Source organism: Candidatus Symbiothrix dinenymphae (genome assembly GCF_001431085.1).
The window spans coordinates 1-2222 of the sequence record NZ_BBRU01000584.1 but is presented as its reverse complement, the minus strand read 5'-3'; the positions used below and the strand labels follow the sequence as shown (position 1 = coordinate 2222).

3 protein-coding genes are annotated in these 2222 nt (G+C 42.9%); all 3 read left to right on the top strand.

All coding sequences use genetic code 11. The annotated features are described in order from the left end of the window. The coding region (locus ASC50_RS08650; protein ID WP_420885216.1) for a hypothetical protein at positions 1-139 on the top strand (139 nt) is incomplete at its 5' end. Between the two features lie 88 nt (positions 140-227). After that, positions 228-1790 (top strand): AAA-like domain-containing protein, encoded by a 1563-nt coding sequence (locus tag ASC50_RS06315; RefSeq protein WP_055432367.1) that lies wholly within the window; start codon positions 228-230, stop codon positions 1788-1790. A gap of 79 nt (positions 1791-1869) precedes the next feature. After that, positions 1870-2094 carry a hypothetical protein gene (locus ASC50_RS06310; RefSeq protein WP_055432366.1) on the top strand — a complete coding sequence of 75 codons (225 nt, stop codon included), beginning with the start codon at positions 1870-1872 and terminating at the stop codon, positions 2092-2094. The last annotated feature ends 128 nt before the right edge of the window (positions 2095-2222 follow it).

Sequence of the window (2222 nt, the reverse complement as noted above, 5' to 3'; positions counted from 1 at the left end):
ATTAGCCCAAAATGAAACGGGACGTTTACAAGTAAAAGATGTAACGCTTTCATTGATACCCTATTACGCATGGAATCATCGAGGCAGTGGTAAGATGTCGGTTTGGCTATTGCAAAATTTGAATGGATTAAGTCGATAGCGGCTTAAAAGGCGGGGGGCAGTTTGTGTGGAACGCGTATTTGGTAAAAGTCATTTTAAATGCGTACCTTTGCCAAAAATTTTGAATTATGGCACGATATTTTAATGTAGCAGGACCTTGCAACGAAGTTGACCACTATATGATAGAGGCTTCATCGCGTTTGTCGGGCATCAGAGAACTTATTGACCAACGTCAATATTTTGTGATTCACGCCCCGCGGCAGAGCGGCAAGACAACTTTGCTGCTTGATGTGGTTAACCACATCAACCATGAAGGCAAGTATTATGCGCTTTATTGCTCATTGGAAGTGGCGCAGGGTATTATTGAACCGAAGGAAGGTATTCCGGCGATAGTCAAGCGGATGCAATCAAAATTTCGCTTTTCGAACATACCCAAAGGAGAAACATTTGCCAAAGATGCTGACTACAGCAATTACACCGGTGTGCTGGTTGATGAGTTGACTGTTTTTTGTATGTCATTAGACAAGCCGCTTATCATCTTTTTCGATGAAGCCGACTGCTTGAGTGAGGGTACATTGATTACTTTCCTTCGGCAATTGAGAGACGGTTACAATACGCGCGGTAATACCCCGTTTGTCCATTCAATCGCCTTGGTGGGCATGCGCAACATTCGCGACTTCAAAGTGCGGATTCGTCCCGACAGCGAGTCGCTTGGCAGCGCAAGTCCGTTTAATGTGATTAAAGAAGCGATGACTTTTAGCAATTTCACAAAAGAGGAGGCAGTAGAATTGTACGGACAGCATACTGCGGAAACAGGGCAAGTGTTTGAACAAGAAGCTATCGATTTGGTTATCAAGCAAACGCAGGGACAGCCATGGTTGGTTAACGCCATTGCATGCGAGGTGATTGAAAAAATGCTCCAATCCGATTATACCAAGCCGGTGACGGCAGAATTGGTGGAACAAGCCATCCAAACCATCATCCTGCGGCGCGACACACATATCGACAGCCTGCTGGAGCGGCTTAAAGAGGAGCGCGTGCGGCGGGTGATAGAGCCGGTCATCATTGGCGAATTGTCGGAAATTCATACGCAGTCGGACGACTATCTCTACACCAAAGACCTTGGGCTGATAAAGGAGAGTAAAGGGTTAATCATGCCTGCCAATCCAATTTATGCCGAAGTAATCATCCGTACATTAAGTGCCGACTCACAGAAAGATTTGCTTGAAAGCAAATATCCCCAACAAATGCCCCACTATCTGAAAAACGGGCATATTGACATGACCTGTCTTATGCAGGATTTTCAAGCCTTTTGGCGCGAAAACAGCGAAATATGGATAGACCGCTACAAATACAGAGAGGCGGCACCACATCTGATTTTGCAAGCTTTCCTGCAACGCGTGGTCAACGGCGGCGGGCAAATCATCCGTGAGTTTGCGGCAGGATACAAGCGTTTAGATTTGTGTGTAGAATATGAAAGACAAAAATACCCCATCGAACTGAAACTCCGCCGCAGTGCCAAAACAGAAGAAAACAGCTACGCCCAAGTACTCGGCTACATGGACAGATTAGGCACCAAAGAGGGTTGGCTACTTATCTTCGACCGCCGCCCCGATATAGATTGGGATGCTAAAATTTATCTCAAAACAGAAATGGTGCAGGGGAAAACCGTTACGATAGTAGGGTGCTAGTTAAAAAAAATATTTCATAATTATCACGCTGTTTAAATTAATTTGTTTATCTTTGCACCGTAATTAAAAATGTAAATCTATGACAACAGCAACGGCATTAAATTCAACGCAATTACATATTCTGCAAATGTTTTCGTACAATTATGACGAAAATCATTTGAAAGAAATGGAAGAAGTGTTACTTATGCACATTCGAAAAAAAGTAGATGAAGAAAGCAAACATCTTTGGGAAGAAAAAGGAATGAGCAACGAGTTAATGGACGAATGGTTAAATACACACATGAGAACGCCATATAACAGATGAAAATTGTTCTTGATACGAATTGCTTACTTGTTTCTGTACAGAAGTATTCAAAATTCTTTTGGTTATGGCAGGCGTTTCGCGATAAAAAAATCACATTGTGTTACACAACCGAGATTTTTAATGAATAT